Origin of the sequence: Bacillus thuringiensis (assembly GCF_022095615.2) — a bacterium.
Classification (GTDB): Bacteria; Bacillota; Bacilli; order Bacillales; family Bacillaceae_G; genus Bacillus_A; species Bacillus_A cereus_AG.
This window is the reverse complement of record NZ_CP155559.1, coordinates 3,729,326-3,749,695: the sequence shown is the minus strand read 5'-3', so window position 1 is coordinate 3,749,695 and position 20,370 is coordinate 3,729,326. Positions and strand designations below refer to the sequence as shown.

Genomic DNA, 20,370 nt, shown 5'->3' with positions numbered 1-20,370 from the left:
TCGTCACCTCAATACGGATTCTATCAGTACAAGTATATCATGGAAGTATAATGTTTTTGAATAATAGCGGGAAAAAATAATATTTTCGCAATTCGAAAAATAAGTTATGATAAGGATATATTAAGTATATTTGGAGGTGGAAATATGGCGAATGTAGTAGAGCCTACATTAACAGATGATTTAGTACAAACGTTACGTAAAGAATGTATTGTTATGGTAGCAACAACAGACTTCGAAAAACAAGTTCCTAACGTAAGTGCTATTTCTTGGGTGTATGCAGTGAGTAAAACTAGTATTCGATTTGCAGTAGATCACCGTTCGCGTATTGTGGAAAATATACGTCATAGTACTGGGGTAGTATTGACTATAATGGCGAATGAATCCGTATTTTCCATAAGTGGTGCAGGTGAAATTTTGACTGATAGAATGGAAGGCATTCCTCTAAAATTAACTGTAATAGAAGTAAATGTACAAGAAGTACGTGATGTTATGTTTTATGGAGCGAAACTTGCAACTGAGCCAACGTATGAGAAAACATATGACATTCGCGCAGCGAAAAAGCTGGATAACCAAGTGTTAGTAGGAATAAAAGAATTATAAATGTGATAAATCAGAAAATCAGTTATTAACTTTTGTAATCAGTTATTGTGATTTTATGTTAATAATTATAATTAAAAGTAATATATTGAATAGAAATGAATAAAAAATAAATAAAAGGTTTAATGGCTGTGAATTTCGATTCTACCTCGTTTATACGGTACATATAATTATAACAATGGTTCGTCCATATTTTATGGATGAAACCCTTGTTCTACAAATTTAAAAGTGGAGTCAGGGGGTAACAGGTTGGATAAAATTTATGTGTTAGATACGAATGTACTTTTGCAGGATCCTTTATCTATTTTTTCATTTGAAGCCAATGAAGTAGTGATTCCGGCAGTTGTATTAGAAGAGGTTGATTCGAAAAAACGTTATATGGATGAAGTAGGACGAAACGCTCGTTATGTATCTAAGTTAATAGACAAATTTCGTGAAATAGGAAAGCTGCATGAAAGTATTCCGCTAGAAAACGGCGGTACATTTCGTATTGAATTAAATCATCGTTCATTTGTTCAACTACAAGATATTTTTGTAGAAAAAACAAATGATAATCGAATTTTAGCTGTAGCAAAAAATCTATCTTTAGAAGAACAAGAAAAAGAGGACGGGAAGTCTGTTATTTTAGTAAGTAAAGATGTGCTCGTAAGGGTAAAAGCTGATGCAATTGGTTTGAAGGCGGAAGATTATTTAAGTGATCGTGTAATTGAAGTAGATAATATATATTCAGGATTTTTAGAAGGGTATATATCAAAAGAGCAATTGGATTATTTTTATGAAAAAGGTGAATTGCCTTTATCCGAAATTGCAAATCACCCTTTTTATCCAAATCAGTTTGTAGTGATGAAAGATGCATTAGGGGGATCTAGTTCAGCACTTGGCATTGTGGATCACTTAGGTAAGAAGGTAAAGAAACTTATTTTTCACAATGAACAAGTATGGGGGATACGACCACGAAATGTGCAGCAAATTATGGGATTAGAATTGTTGCTTCGTGAAGATATTCCGCTAGTAACGTTAACTGGGAAAGCTGGTACAGGAAAAACATTACTAGCTTTAGCTTCGGGGCTCATGCAAACTGAAGATTTAGGGCTATATAAAAAACTACTAGTTGCAAGGCCAATTGTTCCAGTCGGAAAAGATATCGGTTATTTACCAGGAGAAAAAGAAGAAAAGTTAAGACCGTGGATGCAACCGATTTTTGATAATCTAGAGTATTTATTTAATACGAAAAAGCCAGGAGAGTTAGATGCTATTTTAGCTGGAATGGGTTCGATTGAAGTGGAAGCTCTTACCTATATACGTGGGAGAAGTATTCCGGATCAGTTCATTATAATTGACGAAGCACAAAATTTAACGAAGCATGAAGTGAAAACGATACTAACAAGAGTAGGAGAAAAAAGTAAAATCGTATTAATGGGAGATCCCCAGCAAATTGATCATCCGTATTTGGATGAGTATAATAACGGTTTAACATATGTTGTAGAGAAGTTTAAAGAGCAACGTATTAGTGGTCATGTAAAGTTTGTTAAAGGGGAGCGATCGAATTTAGCGCAACTAGCAGCGGATTTATTATAAAAGGAGTGAGCTGAGGCTCACTCCTTTTTCTTCTAACGTATATACTTTAAAGAATTGTAAATTTACGGATGTTACGGATTGGATTTTGTTGATTAGATCCATCATTGAAATAGAGATGAACAGGTCCATCCTCTTTTAATGGCTTTCCTTCTTTTGAAAAACCAAGAATAGCATTTTCTACAGTTTCTAATGGAAGTAGTATTGTTTGATCTACTGTTTCAATTTCGACTTGCGTAGCGTCATCTGAAATTTCGGCGTTAGCAAGAAATGGATGAAATGGTATACCGAACGTTCCAGTAATTAGCTGTTCTTTTTTATATTTCTTTACACTTTGTTGTATCGGTGGAAACGCAGCACCATCACGGATTTCGCGATCCCAATGTTCTGAAGTGTTTTTTAAGTAAGCTTCTAGTTCAGACGTGTTTTCTCTTGTTTCATCAAAGTAAGTTGTCAAATCTACTTTTCGATCATCAAAGATCCAAACAGTTGGATCGATAGTGATTGGAAAACGAACTTTTCCATTAATAAATAAAATTTCGCTCATTGTTGTTCCCCCATTTGTGTTATACTCCCACTTTTCAGTATAATAGCATTAGACACGGTTGTCACAAAAAATGTTTCTATTGCAATTTACTAAAACTATCGCTAATATTAATAGATAGGAGAGAGTAGGACGGAAACGGAGGGAATCAATTTGGCGTCTGAGACAGTATCAAATCATCAGGAAAAGGCACTAGCCCTTCTACAAGCGGATGCGGAGAAGATTTTAAGACTTATTAAGGTACAAATGGACAATCTGACAATGCCGCAATGTCCATTATATGAAGAAGTGTTAGACACACAAATGTTTGGACTATCCCGCGAGGTCGATTTTGCAGTTCGCCTTGGTCTTATTGCAGAAGAACAAGGGAAAGCAATGTTAGGAGAGCTTGAACGTGAGTTATCTGCACTTCATGAAGCATTTACAAACAAACAACAATAACGGGTTCAAATAAGGGGGCTCAAACTGAAAAAGTTTGGGCTTTTTATTTGTATAATAAAGCAGGAAGAATCAATGTACATATGGAATACAACAATAATTAAATTGAAACAGAGAGAGGAAATGAAATGAAAAGAGTATGGAAATCAATGGATTATTCATTGTTACTTCCTCTTGTTATCTTATGTGTGTTGGGAGTTATAATGGTATATAGTTCTAGTTCCATTGTCGCGATTTTGTCGAAATATAACTGGCCAGCAGATTACTTTTTTAAAAAACAATTAGTTGCTCTTGCTATTGGAACGGTAATACTAGTGATTGTCGTTATAATCCCTTATAAATTTTGGAGAGAACAAATGGTTCTAGCAGCAATCGGGTTAGGGAGCCTTGCCTTACTAACAGCAGCCTTAGTTTTCGGGCAGGTCATAAATGGCGCAAAAGGATGGATACTAGGTATACAACCAGCTGAGTTTGTAAAAATAGCAGTTATTATTACGCTAGCAAGTTTTTTTGCTAAGAAACAAGAGAGGCAAACTCCTTTTTTCCAAGGAATAATACCTCCCCTAGTTATTGTCGGTGGATCGATGGTATTAATTTTATTACAAAATGACTTAGGGACTGACATTTTAATAGGTGGAACAGTGTTAATTATGTTCTTCTGTTCAGGAGTTAATGTTAACTTGTGGATTAAAAGATTTTTATTAACATCTGTCGTGTGGATTCCGGCGTTGTATTTTATCGGAAATTATAAATTAAGTAACTACCAAAAAGCTCGATTTTCAGTTTTTCTTGATCCATTTAACGATCCTCAAAATGATGGATTCCAATTAGTTAATTCTTTTATTGGAATTGCCTCAGGTGGATTAGGTGGTAGAGGATTAGGGAATAGTATACAAAAGTATGGCTATTTACCAGAGCCGCAAACGGATTTTATTATGGCAATTATATCTGAAGAACTTGGGTTTATAGGTGTAGCTATCATTTTAATCTGTTTACTACTTATTATTATTCGGTCGTTTAGAGTAGCACAAAAATGTAAAGATCCATTTGGAAGTTTAGTTGCGATTGGAATTGCAAGTTTACTTGGGATACAAACTTTTATTAACGTTGGTGGTATGTCTGGATTAATACCGCTTACAGGAGTACCTTTACCGTTTATTAGTTATGGTGGTAGTTCTTTGTTGGCTAATCTAATCTCGATGGGTATATTATTAAATATTGCTAGTCATGTAAAACGACAAGAAAAAGAGCAAAATGAGATAATGAAAGAAAGAGAACAAGATGGACCACGTCTTGTTGTTGTAAAATAAAAAACGCATTGTGCTTTAGAGCGCGATGTGTTTTTTTATTTTTTAAAAATATTAAATATGATATATTAATTAGTATTTATAATAAAAAATATATCACATTTAATTAAATGTGATATACAATTGAGTTGTTAGAAAAGGAAGAGGTATGCTATACTATTTTTGTGAAACAAATTGATCAGAAAACTTATCATTTGTTAAAAAATAAGGTATGATGGATAAAAATAAAGTGAAGCTTTCTAAGTATAATATAATGTAGAAAGTGAAGAACTTCACGCTCTTTATGGTGTGTATATATTTTATCTCTAGAGTGGTAGGAAAGTAGAGGGGGAAAATCATGACAAAGCTGCAACGTATTCAAAAAGTATTGGTAGCTAACCGTGGAGAGATTGCAATTCGTGTGTTTCGAGCTTGTTCGGAACTCGGATTAAAAACGGTTGCAATCTATTCTAAAGAGGATAGTGGTTCTTATCATCGCTATAAAGCTGATGAGTCCTATTTAGTTGGGGAAGGAAAAAAGCCAATTGATGCTTATCTAGATATTGAAGGCATTATTGAGATTGCAAAAAGTAATCATGTAGATGCAATCCACCCTGGATATGGTTTCTTGTCAGAAAATATTCAATTCGCAAAACGTTGTGAAGAAGAAGGAATTATCTTTATCGGTCCAAAGAGTAAGCATTTAGATATGTTTGGAGATAAAGTGAAAGCAAGAACACAAGCGCAGCTAGCACAAATTCCAGTTATTCCTGGTAGTGATGGGCCAGTAAATTCAATAGAAGAAGTCAAAGAATTTGCTGAAAAGTATGATTACCCGATTATTATTAAAGCTTCCCTTGGCGGTGGCGGCCGTGGTATGCGTATTGTACGTACTAGTGAAGAATTAAGAGAGTCGTATAATCGAGCGAAGTCAGAAGCAAAAGCAGCCTTTGGTAATGATGAAGTATACGTAGAAAAATTCGTTGAAAAACCTAAACATATAGAAGTTCAAATTTTAGCAGATGAAGAGGGCAATGTTGTTCATTTATACGAGCGAGACTGTTCTGTACAACGTCGTCATCAAAAAGTTGTAGAAATAGCACCGAGTGTATCACTTTCAAATGAGTTGCGCCAGCGTATTTGTGATGCTGCTGTGAAGTTAACGAAAAATGTAAATTATTTAAACGCAGGAACAGTAGAATTCCTTGTAAAAGATGATGAGTTTTACTTTATTGAAGTAAATCCACGTGTTCAAGTAGAACATACGATTACAGAGATGATTACAGGAGTCGATATCGTTCAATCACAAATTTTAATAGCTGATGGACATGCATTACATAGTAAAATAGTAGGTGTTCCGAAGCAAGAGGAAGTGGTTGTGCACGGATTTGCAATCCAATCTCGTGTAACAACTGAAGACCCACTAAATAATTTTATGCCGGATACAGGAAAAATTATGGCGTATCGATCAGGCGGTGGTTTTGGTGTGCGTCTTGATACAGGAAATAGCTTCCAAGGTGCAGTTATTACACCATACTACGATTCTTTACTTGTAAAAGTTACAACTTGGGCACTTACTTTTGAGCAAGCTGCTGCAAAAATGGAACGTAACTTAAAAGAATTCCGTATTCGTGGTATTAAAACAAATATTCCATTCCTAGAGAATGTAGTAAAACATAAAAACTTCTTATCAGGAGAATATGATACTTCGTTTATTGATGTGTCACCTGAACTATTCTTGTTCCCGAAACGTAAAGACCGCGGAACGAAAATGTTAAATTACATTGGCTCAGTAACAGTAAATGGCTTCCCAGGAGTAGGGAAAAAAGAAAAGCCAATTTTCCCGGATGCTCGTATACCGAATGTATTACACTCAGAGCCGATTCAAAACGGAACGAAACAAATTTTGGATGAGCGTGGAGCAGATGGGTTAGTAAAATGGGTACAGGATCAAAACCGTGTACTTTTAACGGATACAACATTCCGTGATGCACATCAGTCATTACTTGCAACTCGTATTCGTACAAAAGATTTACATCAAATTGCAGAGCCAACAGCGAGAATGTTACCAAACCTATTCTCAGCTGAAATGTGGGGCGGTGCAACGTTTGATGTCGCGTATCGTTTCTTAAAAGAAGATCCATGGGAACGATTACTAGATCTTCGTGAAAAAATGCCGAACGTTTTATTCCAAATGTTACTACGTTCGTCAAACGCAGTTGGCTATAAAAACTATCCAGATAATTTAATTCAAAAATTTGTGGAATGTTCTGCTCAAGCAGGCATTGATGTGTTCCGTATTTTTGATAGTTTAAACTGGGTAGAAGGTATGAGAGTTGCAATTGATGCTGTACGAGATACTGGTAAAATTGCAGAAGCAACAATGTGCTACACAGGAGATATTCATGATCCGTTACGTAGTAAATATGATTTGAATTATTATAAAAACTTAGCAAAAGAGTTGGAAGCATCGGGAGCTCACATTTTAGGTATTAAAGATATGGCTGGCTTACTAAAACCAAACGCAGCATATGATTTAGTTTCAGCATTAAAAGAGACGGTATCGATTCCGATTCACCTGCATACGCACGATACGAGTGGAAATGGTATATTAACGTATACGAAGGCAATTGAAGCAGGTGTTGATATTGTCGATGTAGCAGTGAGTTCTATGGCTGGTCAAACGTCACAACCGAGTGCGAACACATTATTCTATGCACTAGGTGGAAATGAAAGACAACCAGATGTTAATATCGATTCTTTAGAAAAGCTATCTCATTATTGGGAAGATGTACGCAAATACTATGCACCGTTTGAAAGTGGTATGAATGCACCTCACACAGAGGTATATATGCATGAAATGCCAGGTGGACAGTATAGTAATCTTCAGCAACAAGCGAAGGCGGTTGGTTTAGGAGATCGCTTTGATGAAGTGAAAGTAATGTACCGTCGTGTGAATGACATGTTTGGAGATATTGTAAAAGTAACACCGTCATCAAAAGTTGTTGGCGATATGGCATTATTTATGGTTCAAAACCACCTGACAGAACAAGATGTTTTAGAGCGTGGACATGCTTTGGACTTCCCTGGATCTGTTGTTGAAATGTTCGCAGGAGATTTAGGACAGCCATATGGTGGTTTCCCGAAAAAGTTACAAGAAATTATTTTAAAAGGGAAAGAGCCATTAACAGTAAGACCGGGTGAATTATTAGAGCCAGTAGATTTCGACGCGTTAAAAGAAGAGCTATTCCATAAGCTTGGACGTGAAGTGACGATTTTTGATGTCGTTGCATATGCATTATATCCAAAAGTATTTATGGATTACGAAAAAGTTGCGGAGCTTTATGGAAGTGTATCTGTACTTGATACACCGACATTCTTCTATGGTATGAGACTTGGTGAAGAAATCAATGTGGAAATCGAACAAGGTAAAACATTGATGGTTAAACTAGTATCAATTGGAGAGCCACAGCCGGATGGAAATCGAATTCTTTACTTGGAGTTTAACGGACAACCACGTGAGATTGTTGTGAAAGATGAAAGTGTGAAAGCAACAGTGGCACAACGTGTGAAAGGAAACCGTGAAAATCCAAACCATATTAGTGCAACAATGCCAGGAACGGTTATTAAAGTAGTTGTAAAAGAAGGCGATGAAGTGAAAAAAGGCGATTCTATGGCAATTACAGAAGCGATGAAAATGGAAACGACAGTTCAAGCGCCGTTCAATGGTAAAGTGAAAAAAGTATATGTTAATGATGGAGATGCAATTCAAACGGGTGACTTACTGATTGAATTAGATCACTAAAATAGAAAAAGAGCTGTGTAAATACAGCTCTTTTTTTATCGCAAAAAATACCTTGCCAATTCGGCAAGGTATTTTAATTTGAATTTAAATTTATTTTGTTTGTTTAGAAGTTGATTCAGCTTCTTTTGCATTCGCTTTACTTCTTGTACCTAACATAACTAAATAGCATAGTACAGCAAACAAGCAAGAAATAAATAGTGAATGTAATAATGCCATTACTAAATTAGCATTTGTAAATACGACTAAAATTCCTACGATCGCTTGAAGTGTAACAAGGGTAAATGAAATGATCCATCCCCAGTATACGACAGGCTGCTGTTTGTAATGGCGAATAGCGAGAATCATCGCGTATAGTATCCAAACGAAAATTAACATCGCTGCAACTCTATGTCCCATTTGAACCCATTCATGTAGTTGAGTTGGCATAGGTCTATTTTTGCTACATAAAGGAAAGTCTGGACAGGCTAAGCTAGCTCGTTCGTGACGTACTAAAGCCCCAGTGTAGACGACAATATAACTGTAAATTGTTACACCATAAATATGAAATTTCATTTTTTTGTCCATAATAAGTGAACGTGCATCAAATTTCTGGTCGATTTCAAAGATAAGACACGTTAATAAAATGACAGATGCAAATGAAATTAAGGAAATACCGAAATGGATAGCAAGTACAGCTGGCATTTGTCCCCAAACAACTGCTGCAGCTCCCATTAATGCTTGTGCAACTAAAAATACGAAGGATAAAATTGCTAACGTTTTTGTTTCGCGCACATGTTTATAATATTTCCAGGACAAAATACAAAGGAGAGTGACAAGAATTCCTGCTGATCCTGATGTAAGGCGGTGACTTAGTTCAATAATAGTTTCCATTGATAAATTAGATGGAACAAATTCACCGTTACAAAGTGGCCATGATTTACCGCACCCTTGGCCAGAACCTGTTTTTGTAACTAAGGCGCCTCCTAGTAAAACTATTAATAAATCAAGACTCGTAATGACTGCTAACCATTTAATAAAGCGTTGCAATCTATTTCACCATCTTTCTGCTATGAAGTTATTGCGAAATATTTTCATTCCATTATGTATAGAATAAAAAGCGCTAGTTCCTATGATATATAAAAAATAATAAAATAGCAAAGAAATGGCGGGGGCAGACAGGGGAGAGAAAATGGGTGTGGAAATAGGATGTATAAGGGAATTTTTAGGTGAAAAACAGGCTATTTTGAAAAGATATGGGGAGAATACGTGTTAAATATGACAAAAAAGTTTATTATAGAAGGTAACATCATGTTATGATAAGGACAAGTAAGAATTAAGTTTTTATATTCGACACAAAAAGTTCATGTTTTCTTCACAAAATGTTCGGGAAATATGATTTAATATATTGGAGTATGGGCGTAGATTAGTAGTAGAATGGATTAACAATATTTCTACTGTAATAATATTGCTATATAGAAGCGAAATATTTCATTCGAAATAGGCGCAAAAAGAAAGATGAAAGTTTTAAGAGGGGGTTAAAGTGATGAACCATGCAACAAGTGAGCTGCATGATGAGTCAGCTGTTACAAGTGTACCGGAAACAACTCGGCTACAAGATTTATCAGCGCTCGTTAAAATGGGGATTGTAAACTCAAATACACTTACTGTATTTACAGGATTTTGGTTGGCATTACATTTTAATGGATTAAGTGTGATGGACAATCTGGATAAGTTATTCTTTACAATCGTTGGTTCTGGATTAATTATGGCAGGGGTATGTTGTTTAAATAACTACATTGATCGAGACATCGACCCGTTAATGGAAAGAACAAAAACCCGTCCAACGGTTACTGGGAAGTATAAACCAGGATTTGCACTTACATTTGGACTAGTTATATTACTTCTTGGATTTGTATTTTTATTATTAACAACACCAATGGCAGTATTAATGGGATTTATTGGTGCTTTCACATATGTTGTCTTATATACATTATGGACAAAGAGAAAGTATACACTAAATACTGTTGTAGGTAGTATATCTGGAGCAGTTCCACCTTTAATTGGATGGGCAGCAATCGATCCATCTTTAGGTCATCCAATTGCTTGGATGTTATTTTTAATTATGTTTATTTGGCAAATCCCACATTTTCTCGCATTAGCGATGAAACGTGTTGATGAATATCGAAATGCAGGAATTCCAATGCTTCCTGTAGTTCATGGATTTGAAATTACGAAACGCCAAATTATGATTTGGACAGTATGTTTATTACCACTACCATTTTATATGAGTGGACTAGGGATAACATTTATGGTAATTGCAACATTGTTAAACATCGGATGGATCGTTTTAGGATTTTATGGCTTCCGTAAGCAAGATGACATCAAATGGTCCGTACAAATGTTTGTTTATTCCCTAAATTATTTAACAATCTTATTTGTATCAATGATTGTAGTTACATTCTTCTAAGACAACGACATAATTGGATTTCTTTACGTTGAGATTTACTTTACTTAACTATAAAGTACAATCTAATTCACAAGGAAAGTGGGGGTTGTTTGTATGAAGAAACAGTGGCGACTGCTTTCGTTCGTTTCACTGCTGGCTTTACTGTTAGGGGGATGCGGTAAAGCCTTTCAATCTACTTTAATTCCGCAAGGAGAAGTAGCAAAAATGCAATATGATTTGCTCTTACTAGCAACTGCGATCATGGTAGGAGTAGTACTAGTAGTTACTATTATTTTCTTATATGTAATTGTGCGTTTCCGACAAAAGAAAGGTCAGGAAGATTATATTCCGGAGCAAGTTGAAGGGAATCACAAACTAGAAATTATTTGGACAGTTATTCCGATTATTCTTTTGCTAATCTTAGCTGTTCCGACGGTTACATATACATTCAAACTTGCTGATGTAAGTGCGATGGAGAAAAAGAATATTGATAAAGATACTATCGTTGTTGATGTAACAGCGAATCTTTATTGGTGGGAATTTTCTTATAAATCAGAAAAGATAGTAACTTCTCAAGATTTAGTCATCCCCACAGGTAAGAAAGTGTATTTGAATTTGAAGGGTGCCGATATTAAACATTCGTTTTGGGTTCCATCTTTAGCTGGGAAAATGGATACAAATACAGACAATGTGAACAAAATGTGGTTAAAGGCAGATAAATCGGGCACTTATAATGGTTTTTGTACAGAATTTTGCGGCCCATCACATTCTTTAATGCAATTCAAAGTGAAAGCTTTAGATGAAAGCGAGTACAAAAAGTGGCTTGCTGATATGAAGAAGATTGATGGGAAGAAAGAAGTAGCTTCAACAAAGGCGCAAGAGGGCCAAGAAATATTTAATAAAAGCTGTATTGGTTGTCACGCAGTTGGATCTAATGATAGTAGACCACCTTCCGCTCGTATCGCACCAAACTTAGCAAACTTTGCGGATCGCGATATGGTTGCCGGTATTGCCGAAAATAATGAAGAAAACTTAAAAAAATGGCTGAAAGATCCTGAAAATATGAAACCAGGAAATAAAATGACTGGTAAATATGGCAACTTAACGGATGATCAAATTGATGCATTAAATGCATACTTACAAACGTTAAAAGTTGAAAAGTAAAGAGGGATTATTCGCGAAGGGGAGGTTGAAAACGTGAGTTCTGTAGCAAAAAAACAGGGGATGGGTGCTGTCATATGGGATTATTTAACGACAGTAGACCATAAAAAGATTGCCATTCTCTATTTAATTGCAGGTGGATTGTTTTTTGTAATAGGCGGAATAGAGGCTCTATTTATTCGCCTTCAATTAGCGATTCCTAACAATGCTTTTCTTGTTGGGGATGCTTATAATCAAGTATTAACGATGCACGGTACAACAATGATTTTCCTCGCAGCTATGCCACTCGTGTTTGCATTTATGAACGCCGCTGTACCACTTCAAATTGGTGCACGCGATGTAGCGTTCCCGTTTTTGAATTCACTCGGATTTTGGTTGTTTTTCTTTGGTGGAGTATTTTTAAATTTAAGTTGGTTTTTAGGTGGAGCACCTGATGCAGGATGGACATCTTATGCATCTTTAGCTTTAGCCTCTAAAGGCCATGGTGTTGATTTTTATGTACTCGGCTTGCAAATCTCCGGTATTGGTACATTAATTGGAGGTATTAACTTCCTTGTAACCATTATTAATATGCGTGCGCCAGGGATGACGTATATGCGTATGCCGATGTTTACATGGACGACATTTGTAACATCTTCGCTAATATTATTCGCTTTTCCGCCGTTAACTGTAGGATTAGGACTTTTAATGTTAGATCGTTTATTTGGAACAAGTTTCTTTAATCCAGCATTGGGCGGGAATACAATTATATGGGAGCATTTATTCTGGATTTTCGGTCATCCAGAAGTATACATTCTTATACTCCCAGCTTTCGGAATATTCTCAGAAATCTTCGCGACATTTTCGAAAAAGCGATTATTTGGTTATTCATCGATGGTGTTTGCGACAGTATTAATTGGATTCTTAGGATTTATGGTATGGGCGCATCATATGTTTACTGTTGGGCTTGGTCCAGTTGCAAATGCTATTTTCTCAGTTGCAACAATGGCGATTGCGGTTCCGACCGGTATTAAAATATTCAATTGGCTCTTTACGATGTGGGGCGGAAGTATTCGTTTTACGACACCGATGATGTGGGCAGTAGCTTTCATTCCATCATTCGTAATGGGAGGAGTTACAGGTGTTATGCTAGCATCTGCGCCTGCTGATTATCAATTTCATGACAACTATTTCGTAGTAGCGCACTTTCATTATGTAATTGTCGGCGGTGTGGTATTTGGTTTACTTGCAGGAGCTCATTATTATTGGCCACTGATGTTTAATAAAGTATTGAATGAAACGTTAGGAAAGATAACATTTTGGCTATTCTTTATCGGTTTCCATTTAACGTTCTTTATTCAGCATTTCCTTGGATTGATTGGTATGCCGCGTCGTTACTACACATATCTTGAAGGTCAAGGGTTGGAAATGGGGAATATGATTAGTTCTATTGGAGCGGTATTTATGGCTCTTGGAACGATTGTTCTTCTATTCAATGTAATCAAAACAACAGTATCAAAAGAAAAGGCTGGTCGTGATCCATGGGATGCACGTACATTAGAATGGACAATGCCAGCACCTACACCGGAATATAACTTTAAACAATTGCCATTTGTTCGCGGATTAGATCCGTTTTGGATTGAAAAACGTGAAGGGAATAAAGAGATGACCGCGGCGGAACCAGTTGGTGATATTCATATGCCAAATCCATCGTTTTCACCATTTATCATTTCTTTAGGATTGTTTATAGCGGCATTCGGTGCAATGTATATGCAGGGTGGAAAAGATAAGTTTTGGTTATTAGTAGCAATTATTGGTTTAATCATTACGTTCGGCACAATGTTCCTACGTTCAGTAATCGATGATCATGGATATCATATTCATAAGGAAGATTTAGAAGATAAGGGGGGCAAGGCATAATGCATGTAGATGAAAAATTAACGAATGAAACATTTCCAGCAGAGCCTGAAAAAGCAACCCTTGAGGGGAAAAATAAGTTTGTCGGTTTTTGGTTATTTCTTGGAGGCGAAACAGTACTGTTCGCTTCCTTGTTTGGCACATATTTAGCGTTAAAGAATTCTACAAATGGTGGACCAACATCTCAAGAGATGTTCCAAATGCCACTCGTTTTCATTATGACGATGCTTTTATTAACGAGTAGCTTAACGAGCGTATATGCGATGTATCATATGAAAAACTTTAACTTTAAAAAAATGCAACTTTGGCTACTAGTAACAGTGTTGCTAGGTTTAGGGTTTTTAGCATTTGAGATATATGAGTTTTATCATTATACGCATGAATTTAAGCATACTATGAGAAGTAGTGCGTTTGGTTCCGCGTTTTATGCTCTTGTTGGTACACATGGACTCCACGTATTGTTTGGATTGTGTTGGATTTTAACATTAATCTTTAGAAATGCGAAGAGAGGTCTAAATTTATACAATGCACCGAAGTTTTATGTTGCATCAATTTATTGGCACTTTATTGACGTAGTTTGGGTGTTTATTTTCACTGTAGTATATTTAATGGGAATGGTGGGATAAACAATGGCGATAAAGCAAACGAATAATCCTAAAGTTGATCTTGTTTATCGGAAGAGAAAAAGTGCGGAGGAAATGAAGCATCAAGTTATTACGTTTGCATTAATGATTTTTTTAACATTTGTTGCATTTGTAGCAGTAGCATATCCGAAAACTTTTAGTCCGACTTTCTCAGTACCATTTATTTTACTATTAGCAGTGGTACAAGTGATTTTTCAATTGTATTATTTTATGCATATGAGTCATAAAGGGCATGAAGCGGCAAGTTTCTTTCTTTATTCCGGTCTGTTAATCGGGTTAATTACAATTTTAGCTTTTATGACAATTGTGTGGATTTGAAAAGTGAAAAATAAGGGAGCTTGTGTTGTCACAGCTCCCTCTTCATATTATGTGAAAGGGTAACCTTCAGAAGGTGGGTGTGACAATGAGTAACTTGTGGATATTTGGTTTTCAAGCTCTATGGAGTCCAATTTTTTTATTATTTATGCTTTCGATTCTTATTGGGTACTTTTTAATTATTGGGCCATATAGAATGCGATTTGAACATGCGACGAAGGTAAGTAAGAAGCAAATTTTTTATTTTACGACCGGGATTGTTCTTTTGTACTTTGTAAAGGGAGGGCCTATTGATTTAATTGGTCATATTATATTTAGTGCACATATGTTTGAAATGGCAGTCATGTATATTGCAGTTCCACCGTTATTGTTGCTTGGTATACCAACTTGGTTATATCGTTATATTACTTCTTTTAAGTTCGTTCAAATTATATTAAAGATATTTGCTAAGCCACTTATTGCATTGTTTGTATTTAATGGCCTGTTTTCTTTTTATCATTTACCAGTTGTTTTTGATACAGTAAAACAAAGTCAAATTGCTCATCCTATTTGTCTCGCTATATTGTTCTTTACGGCAATCATGATGTGGTGGCCGATGCTAAATCCATTACCAGAATATCAAACGTTAAGTGATATAAAGAAACTTGGTTATATGTTTGCTAACGGAATATTATTAACGCCAGCTTGTGCGTTAATCATTTTTGCGACTGCACCGTTATTCGCAACGTATACGGATCCGGCTGCTTGGATGAAGGCGATGGAACTTTGTGTACCAGCGGGAACTTTATCAGATTTAAATATAACGGGACCAGAATTTTTACACTGGATGCCAGTCGTACAAGACCAACAAACAGGCGGCATTATTATGAAAATTGTCCAGGAAATAGTGTATGGCACAATTATAGGCTATGTATTCTTTCGATGGGCGCGTCGAGAGCGTGAAAAGGATAAAGAGCAGTTGCAACAATTGCCGCCGTATTTACAAACGAAATAAAAGTGAGTGCATCATATTGATGCACTCACTTTTATTTTATTCAATGATTTGGAATTCTTTTAACTCTTTTTCGATATTTTGTAGGAGTTGTTCGCTTTTTTGAAGTACATTCGTTGGGAACGTTTCACCATCACCATATTCAACGCCGTGAGGATAATAATGTTTTCCTAATAAGGGAGGAAGTAGCTTTATTTCAGCGTGTCTGCTACCAACATCACCTTCAACAGCCAAACCTTGTACGCGCAAATAATAAATATCATTTAATATTTCAAATTTATAATCGTATGTAACTCGTTCATAATCCCACTGTCCAGCAAGTACGAAATGGTTCTTTTCCATAATCTCTGTTAATAGTGTTAAATCAACGACTGCCCCATTAAATTTCGTATTTGTAAATTGCATATAATACCTCCTCTTTTCATGTTACATCATTATTTTTATAATAGTATGAATAATAAGAAAGTGCAATTCATATTGAGAGAAAAGGGATAATCCAGACTTTTTTTGTGAAAATATGATATAGTGAAAAGAGTACGGTACACACAAAAAAGGGAAGAAAAGGATTTGTGTATATCTCAATTTTATGTTTTGTGCAGGAGGTATATCGATTGAAGAAATTATTGCGTATCGTAATGATTACATTTTTAATTTTAGCTGTTGATTTATACGGGAAATTACTCGTTTCACAATATATATTAACCCCATCTCAATCAAAGCAAGAAAATAAAATTGTGAAAAAGAAAAAACAAGTAAATGAAGACTCTTCCGATACTGTTTTAAATATGATTGGTGGGGACTCTGAAAATTTATTAGCAAAATGGGGCGAACCATCTCGAATAGAGCCATCTGCTTACGGATATGAATGGTGGGTATACAATCAAGATTTAACTCAGTATGTGCAATTTGGGGTTGCGGAACGAAAAGTTGTAACGGCGTATGTTGCTGGAGAGCAAGTTAAGGTGCCGCCTTATTATATAAATGAAAAGTATGAAGAAGTGTATAAAAAGAATCCACTCTCGCATGAGATTTCGTTGAAAAGAGGGAAAAATAGTTATCAATTTGAGTTATCTGACACGGAAGTGATGGAACAACCATTAATACCTGTAGAAGATGGCTGGGCACAATTATATTTTGATCATTTTACACATGAGCTTGTTGGTGTTCGTTATATGGATGATGAAACCTTATTACGCCAAAGACCGTATCAGCTTGTTTATTCAGGTGAATTACTAGCTGAACAACCATTGACTCCAGATAAAATGAAACAAATAGAGAATGGGAATATGCAACAAATTTTTGATTTAACAAATATTATTCGAAGTCGCCATAAGTTACCGCTGTTAGCTTGGGATCAACAAACAGCAGATGTGGCTATAGGGCATAGTAAAGATATGAAGGATAATAATTACTTTTCACACGATTCACCTACACTAGGTACGTTAGGAGATCGTTTACAGCGCGGGAAAGTAGGGTTTCAACTTGCTGGTGAGAACATAGCGGCGCAACATAGTGATGGAATTGCGGCGGTGCAAGGTTGGTTAAATAGTGAAGGGCATAGAAAGAATGTATTAAATGAACAATTTACAGGATTAGGTGTTGGGGTATACGATAAGTTTTATACACAAAACTTTATTCGAAAATAAAGTGAAATTTTAAGTCGTGTAGGGACACCTCAAGTTTAAGTACTTCGTATTCACTGAAGTGTAGGTCGGAATCTTACCGTATGCAAATAGCAGGATAAAAAGGTGCATGAATCGTCTAAAAATAGGCGAACCATGTGCCTTTTTTTTCTTACTATATAGTAGATATACATGAAGAGGTGAGGATTATGCCAACAACAAAAGGGCCGTTACATCCATCGGTTCAACAGTTTAAAGAGTTTGTAAACCATCACCCTAAAATGGTTCATGAGGTTAGAAGTGGTCACAAAACTTGGCAACAGTTTTATGAAGAATGGTACTTACTTGGTGAAGAAGATCCAATATGGGCAACTTTTAGACCTGATGGAGCGCCAGCTTTTTCTTCGGTAAAAGAAAATAAACAAGAAAAAGAAAAAGATATTCGAACTGAAGAGGAAAAAACTGCTGATGTGATGGGACAAATGCTTTCTTTCTTTAAAAAGCTAGATGTGGAACAGATGCAACACCATTTAGCTAATGTGACGAGTGCTATTGGTAGTGTGCAACAAGTTTTTCAACAATTTCAAGGGAAGCCCGCGCGGCAAGAAGAAAGTACTTCCGAAAATAATCCATTTTTCTTTCAGAAGGATTAGGGGGAAAGCGGATGAGAGCAGAAATTATGGAGTTTATAAAGGCTGATGAGGATTTATCTCGCTATATTAGGGAGCAACCGTATTGGTATAGAAAACTAACGCGAAACCCTGAAGAAAAAGAGGCATTTGAGTTAGCGGCTATGCAACATTTCAAAAAAACGATACCAGATAAAGTTGAGAAATTTCAAAACCAATTGGCAGTTGCCTCCATTATGATCGATATGTTTCAGTATATGAAGCAGCAAAATACAACATAATTGGAAGGGAAAACTATGTCCGTCATGCAGAACTTTTGATACAATAGAAGCGGATTATTTAAAAAGGAGTTGCAGCATGAGCATGACGGAAATTTGTTTAGTACGACATGGACAAACTGATTGGAATTTTCAAGAGATTATTCAGGGACGTGAAGATATTCCCCTTAATGAAGTGGGAAAGAAGCAAGCAAGTCAAAGTGCAGTTGCTTTGCAAGCGGAAGCATGGGATGTAATTATAAGTAGCCCATTAATTAGAGCGCACGAAACAGCTAAGGAAATTGCAGGGGCTACAGGATTGCAATCGATTTTATTAGATGAGCGATTTGTTGAACGTAATTTTGGTGAAGCTTCTGGGAAACCGGTTGCGACTGTTAGGGAGCTAATTGCAGAAGGTAAAGTAGAAGGTATGGAGCAAGATGAAGAGATTGTAACTCGTTGTTTTGCTGCTGTAAAAGATGTTGCAGAAACTCATTCTGGCAAACGTATTATCATTGTAGCTCATTCACATGCGATAAAAGCAATTTTACATGCAATTGCACCGGAAGATATTTCGTTTAAGACACCATTAAAAAATGCATGTATTAGTTATGTGAAAGAAAATGGTGGGAAATGGGATGTTCTGAAATATAATATTGCGGAACATATTAATGTATAAGTACACGCTGGAATTATACGGAAAATAGTTAGAGTGATATCTTTCTGTTTAGTGAGACACTTCAATTAGTAGTTCTATTCTAAATGTGGTATGATGAATACTCGGAGGTGTCTCTCATGATTGTAGCGACGCTGGAAAGCGTATTGATATTAGATAAGGCAGAGCAGCTTGCAAAAGCGATCATCTGTTCAGATATAGCAGAAGATTATCGTAAGTGTTATAAAGAATTGCATGAAGATATGGAAGTTCAGACGTTAATTCAGCAATTTACAGCGATGAAAGAACGATATGAAGAAGTGCAACGTTTCGGTAAATACCATCCTGATTATACTTTCGTTTCGACGAAAATGAGGGAGTTAAAGCGTGCTATAGACTTACATGATAAGATTGCAGCTTTTAAACGAGTAGAAACAGCTTTGCAAAAGTTGTTAGATGAAGTTAGTGTCGCAATCGGTTCTGAGGTTTCTTCTTCCATCAAAGTCCCAACAGGAAATCCATTTTTTGATGCTGGTGGCTGTGGTGGCGGTTGTGGTACCGGCGGAGGTTGTGGCTGTAAAACGGGGTAAATCACCCCGTTTTTTAGAAGGTAGAAGAAAACGTATACAGAGTTTGTCCTGTAATGTCATAAATTTCTGATTGGTTTTCATAAAATATAAAATATATGTTTTTAAAAGGAGAAGATGGAGAAGAATATGTTCGGGCAACGACAAAGTATGATTGTTTATTTACATTCATTGAAACATGCCAAGATTTTAAGGAAATATGGTAACATACATTACATATCAAAACGCTTAAAATACGCAGTAGTATATTGTGATATGGAACAAATTGAGCATATGATGCAAAAGTTGAACAAACTTCCTTTTGTGAAAAAGATAGAACAGTCGTACCGCCCGTATTTAAAAACGGAATTTGAAAATTCACGTCCTGATCGGGCAAAAGAATACGATTATAGTTAATAAAAAAATCCCTTGCTAATTTTAGCGGGGGATTTTTTTATTTGAAATAAAGTGTTATTTCATTGGAGGAATGAAATTATTCATTCGCAAAATACCAATTAAATGATTGAAGAACAGTTCTTTTTCTGGGAAAGTTGTGGATGGTTTTACCGTAAAGCTAGTCACTTTTTTTCCTAGTTGTTCTGCCGTTTCTTCAAATAAAATGACGCGTTTACTTTTTTTATTTTCAAGTACAGGAATGCCTTCACGACATATGTATAATGGTTGGAAATCACCAGTAGTAGTTGGTTTTAATATTACAACAAGTGAGCACACTTTTTTTTCATTTTTAATCGTTTCAAACTGTAACATATGTGTTATACGTTCTTGATTTGATTTGGCAATTTCAAGTAATTCATATAAATCAGAGTAGCCTTCTCCGAGTTCTATAAAGCGTTGAATCATATTTTTTCCTCCTCTTTCTTTTACTTACTGTACCATCTCACTTTTTAAATGAAAAGTAGACAAAGAAAAAAAACCCTGCAAAGCAGGGCCCTTCTTATACTAG

General features: G+C 35.8%; 21 protein-coding genes. 17 read left to right on the top strand and 4 right to left on the bottom strand.

All coding sequences use genetic code 11. The features are described 5' to 3' along the window. The first annotated feature begins 144 nt into the window (after window positions 1-144). Window positions 145-600, top strand: coding sequence for a pyridoxamine 5'-phosphate oxidase family protein (locus KZZ19_RS19240; protein ID WP_237979385.1), 456 nt, complete (start codon window positions 145-147; stop codon window positions 598-600). Window positions 601-846: 246 nt separating this feature from the next. Then, on the top strand, window positions 847-2,175 hold the full coding sequence (locus KZZ19_RS19235; protein WP_237979384.1) for a PhoH family protein: 1,329 nt from the start codon (window positions 847-849) through the stop codon (window positions 2,173-2,175). A gap of 46 nt (window positions 2,176-2,221) precedes the next feature. Here KZZ19_RS19235 and KZZ19_RS19230 read toward each other — a convergent pair whose 3' ends face one another. Further along, window positions 2,222-2,719, bottom strand: a complete 498-nt coding sequence (locus tag KZZ19_RS19230; RefSeq protein WP_237979383.1) for a peptidyl-prolyl cis-trans isomerase — start codon at window positions 2,717-2,719, stop codon at window positions 2,222-2,224. A gap of 150 nt (window positions 2,720-2,869) precedes the next feature. On the opposite strand from KZZ19_RS19230, the gene KZZ19_RS19225 reads away from it, so the two are divergent. From KZZ19_RS19225 to pyc, 3 genes are all read left to right on the top strand, one after another. Next, window positions 2,870-3,157 (top strand): YlaN family protein, encoded by a 288-nt coding sequence (locus KZZ19_RS19225; RefSeq protein WP_000135698.1) that lies wholly within the window; start codon window positions 2,870-2,872, stop codon window positions 3,155-3,157. Window positions 3,158-3,282: 125 nt separating this feature from the next. Next, window positions 3,283-4,464 (top strand): FtsW/RodA/SpoVE family cell cycle protein, encoded by a 1,182-nt coding sequence (locus tag KZZ19_RS19220; protein ID WP_237979381.1) that lies wholly within the window; start codon window positions 3,283-3,285, stop codon window positions 4,462-4,464. 334 nt (window positions 4,465-4,798) lie between these two features. Next, on the top strand, window positions 4,799-8,245 hold the full coding sequence (gene pyc / locus KZZ19_RS19215) for a pyruvate carboxylase (RefSeq protein ID WP_237979379.1): 3,447 nt from the start codon (window positions 4,799-4,801) through the stop codon (window positions 8,243-8,245). A 90-nt stretch (window positions 8,246-8,335) separates the two neighbouring features. On the opposite strand, the gene ctaA is transcribed toward pyc, so the two are convergent. Further along, entirely contained in the window at window positions 8,336-9,271 is a 936-nt protein-coding gene (ctaA, locus tag KZZ19_RS19210) for a heme A synthase (RefSeq protein ID WP_237979377.1), read from the bottom strand. 496 nt (window positions 9,272-9,767) lie between these two features. On the opposite strand from ctaA, the gene ctaB reads away from it, so the two are divergent. The 6 genes from ctaB to ctaG all read left to right on the top strand — a co-directional run bounded on the left by ctaB (window position 9,768) and on the right by ctaG (window position 15,680). After that, window positions 9,768-10,691 carry a protoheme IX farnesyltransferase gene (gene ctaB, locus KZZ19_RS19205; RefSeq protein ID WP_001015062.1) on the top strand — a complete coding sequence of 308 codons (924 nt, stop codon included), beginning with the start codon at window positions 9,768-9,770 and terminating at the stop codon, window positions 10,689-10,691. Between the two features lie 93 nt (window positions 10,692-10,784). Continuing rightward, the gene (coxB, locus tag KZZ19_RS19200; protein WP_000745278.1) at window positions 10,785-11,834 is read left to right on the top strand and encodes a cytochrome c oxidase subunit II; all 1,050 of its coding nucleotides are present in this window, start codon (window positions 10,785-10,787) and stop codon (window positions 11,832-11,834) included. A 60-nt stretch (window positions 11,835-11,894) separates the two neighbouring features. After that, entirely contained in the window at window positions 11,895-13,730 is a 1,836-nt protein-coding gene (gene ctaD / locus KZZ19_RS19195; protein ID WP_170955056.1) for a cytochrome c oxidase subunit I, read from the top strand. Then, window positions 13,730-14,353, top strand: coding sequence for a cytochrome c oxidase subunit III (gene ctaE / locus KZZ19_RS19190; protein WP_000557858.1), 624 nt, complete (start codon window positions 13,730-13,732; stop codon window positions 14,351-14,353). The genes ctaD and ctaE overlap by 1 nt, the downstream gene beginning before the upstream one ends. Window positions 14,354-14,356: 3 nt before the next feature. After that, window positions 14,357-14,689, top strand: a complete 333-nt coding sequence (gene ctaF, locus KZZ19_RS19185; RefSeq protein ID WP_048563214.1) for a cytochrome c oxidase subunit IVB — start codon at window positions 14,357-14,359, stop codon at window positions 14,687-14,689. An 85-nt stretch (window positions 14,690-14,774) separates the two neighbouring features. Further along, on the top strand, window positions 14,775-15,680 hold the full coding sequence (ctaG, locus tag KZZ19_RS19180) for a cytochrome c oxidase assembly factor CtaG (protein ID WP_088097554.1): 906 nt from the start codon (window positions 14,775-14,777) through the stop codon (window positions 15,678-15,680). A 36-nt stretch (window positions 15,681-15,716) separates the two neighbouring features. On the opposite strand, the gene KZZ19_RS19175 is transcribed toward ctaG, so the two are convergent. After that, window positions 15,717-16,082, bottom strand: coding sequence for a YugN family protein (locus KZZ19_RS19175; RefSeq protein ID WP_001160938.1), 366 nt, complete (start codon window positions 16,080-16,082; stop codon window positions 15,717-15,719). A gap of 206 nt (window positions 16,083-16,288) precedes the next feature. On the opposite strand from KZZ19_RS19175, the gene KZZ19_RS19170 reads away from it, so the two are divergent. From KZZ19_RS19170 to KZZ19_RS19145, 6 genes are all read left to right on the top strand, one after another. After that, window positions 16,289-17,323 carry a CAP domain-containing protein gene (locus KZZ19_RS19170; protein WP_000735386.1) on the top strand — a complete coding sequence of 345 codons (1,035 nt, stop codon included), beginning with the start codon at window positions 16,289-16,291 and terminating at the stop codon, window positions 17,321-17,323. A gap of 185 nt (window positions 17,324-17,508) precedes the next feature. Continuing rightward, window positions 17,509-17,952 (top strand): YlbD family protein, encoded by a 444-nt coding sequence (locus KZZ19_RS19165; RefSeq protein WP_088097553.1) that lies wholly within the window; start codon window positions 17,509-17,511, stop codon window positions 17,950-17,952. 11 nt (window positions 17,953-17,963) lie between these two features. Then, window positions 17,964-18,209: a YlbE-like family protein gene (locus tag KZZ19_RS19160; RefSeq protein WP_001200991.1), complete on the top strand. Its 246-nt coding sequence runs from the start codon at window positions 17,964-17,966 to the stop codon at window positions 18,207-18,209. 82 nt (window positions 18,210-18,291) lie between these two features. Further along, window positions 18,292-18,864: a histidine phosphatase family protein gene (locus KZZ19_RS19155; RefSeq protein ID WP_140392577.1), complete on the top strand. Its 573-nt coding sequence runs from the start codon at window positions 18,292-18,294 to the stop codon at window positions 18,862-18,864. A gap of 116 nt (window positions 18,865-18,980) precedes the next feature. Further along, window positions 18,981-19,430 (top strand): YlbF family regulator, encoded by a 450-nt coding sequence (locus KZZ19_RS19150; protein WP_088097551.1) that lies wholly within the window; start codon window positions 18,981-18,983, stop codon window positions 19,428-19,430. 126 nt (window positions 19,431-19,556) lie between these two features. After that, complete coding sequence (locus KZZ19_RS19145) at window positions 19,557-19,823, top strand: YlbG family protein (protein ID WP_002080814.1); 267 nt, start codon at window positions 19,557-19,559, stop codon at window positions 19,821-19,823. A gap of 54 nt (window positions 19,824-19,877) precedes the next feature. Here KZZ19_RS19145 and KZZ19_RS19140 read toward each other — a convergent pair whose 3' ends face one another. Next, entirely contained in the window at window positions 19,878-20,267 is a 390-nt protein-coding gene (locus tag KZZ19_RS19140) for a DUF7147 family protein (protein WP_237979375.1), read from the bottom strand. Window positions 20,268-20,370 lie beyond the last annotated feature (103 nt).

Coding starts and splice junctions, on each gene's coding strand:
- KZZ19_RS19240 (WP_237979385.1), top strand. CDS start 145: ATGGCGAATGTAGTAGAGCCTACATTAACAGATGATTTAGTACAAACG.
- KZZ19_RS19230 (WP_237979383.1), bottom strand. CDS start 2,719: ATGAGCGAAATTTTATTTATTAATGGAAAAGTTCGTTTTCCAATCACT.
- KZZ19_RS19220 (WP_237979381.1), top strand. CDS start 3,283: ATGAAAAGAGTATGGAAATCAATGGATTATTCATTGTTACTTCCTCTT.
- pyc (WP_237979379.1), top strand. CDS start 4,799: ATGACAAAGCTGCAACGTATTCAAAAAGTATTGGTAGCTAACCGTGGA.
- ctaB (WP_001015062.1), top strand. CDS start 9,768: ATGAACCATGCAACAAGTGAGCTGCATGATGAGTCAGCTGTTACAAGT.
- coxB (WP_000745278.1), top strand. CDS start 10,785: ATGAAGAAACAGTGGCGACTGCTTTCGTTCGTTTCACTGCTGGCTTTA.
- ctaD (WP_170955056.1), top strand. CDS start 11,895: ATGGGTGCTGTCATATGGGATTATTTAACGACAGTAGACCATAAAAAG.
- ctaE (WP_000557858.1), top strand. CDS start 13,730: ATGCATGTAGATGAAAAATTAACGAATGAAACATTTCCAGCAGAGCCT.
- ctaF (WP_048563214.1), top strand. CDS start 14,357: ATGGCGATAAAGCAAACGAATAATCCTAAAGTTGATCTTGTTTATCGG.
- ctaG (WP_088097554.1), top strand. CDS start 14,775: ATGAGTAACTTGTGGATATTTGGTTTTCAAGCTCTATGGAGTCCAATT.
- KZZ19_RS19175 (WP_001160938.1), bottom strand. CDS start 16,082: ATGCAATTTACAAATACGAAATTTAATGGGGCAGTCGTTGATTTAACA.
- KZZ19_RS19165 (WP_088097553.1), top strand. CDS start 17,509: ATGCCAACAACAAAAGGGCCGTTACATCCATCGGTTCAACAGTTTAAA.
- KZZ19_RS19160 (WP_001200991.1), top strand. CDS start 17,964: ATGAGAGCAGAAATTATGGAGTTTATAAAGGCTGATGAGGATTTATCT.
- KZZ19_RS19155 (WP_140392577.1), top strand. CDS start 18,292: ATGACGGAAATTTGTTTAGTACGACATGGACAAACTGATTGGAATTTT.
- KZZ19_RS19150 (WP_088097551.1), top strand. CDS start 18,981: ATGATTGTAGCGACGCTGGAAAGCGTATTGATATTAGATAAGGCAGAG.
- KZZ19_RS19145 (WP_002080814.1), top strand. CDS start 19,557: ATGTTCGGGCAACGACAAAGTATGATTGTTTATTTACATTCATTGAAA.
- KZZ19_RS19140 (WP_237979375.1), bottom strand. CDS start 20,267: ATGATTCAACGCTTTATAGAACTCGGAGAAGGCTACTCTGATTTATAT.